Genomic DNA, 416 nt, shown 5'->3' on the forward strand with positions numbered 1-416 from the left:
GAGCGCACCATCAGGCCGCTGGTCCTGAGCCGCAAGAATGCGTTGTTCGCCTCAGGCGATGACGGCGGCCGCCGCTGGGCCGACATGGCGTCCTTGATCGAGACCTGCAAGCTCAACGACGTCAATCCGCTGGTCTACTTCACCGACCTGCTCACCCGCCTCGTCAATGGCTGGCCGCAGAGCCGCATCGACGAACTCATGCCTTGGCACTGGGCCCCAGGGAAACCAGCCGAGCGTCAAGCCGGCGAGTGAAGGGCCCAGAACCAGCGCTTACGATCATCAGCCACGCCGTTTGGCTCTACCATGTCTTCAGCCTAAGCCTGCGAGACGTTGAGCTGATCCTGGCCGAGCGGGGGATCACGGTGACACACGAGAGCATCCGGCAGTGGTGCTTGCGGTTCGGGGCCGACTTCGCG

1 protein-coding gene and 1 pseudogene are annotated in these 416 nt (G+C 64.2%); both read left to right on the forward strand.

Annotated features, from left to right (window positions below; genetic code table 11):
- A partial coding sequence (locus tag E2C05_RS32535) for a transposase domain-containing protein (RefSeq protein ID WP_133223687.1) occupies window positions 1-252 on the forward strand: 252 nt, incomplete at its 5' end.
- A pseudogene (locus E2C05_RS35045) lies at window positions 249-416 on the forward strand (IS6 family transposase); the annotation flags it as partial. The gene E2C05_RS32535 and the pseudogene E2C05_RS35045, both read left to right, overlap by 4 nt.

The organism is Paracraurococcus ruber, from assembly GCF_004353985.1.
Classification (GTDB): domain Bacteria; phylum Pseudomonadota; class Alphaproteobacteria; order Acetobacterales; family Acetobacteraceae; genus Paracraurococcus; species Paracraurococcus ruber.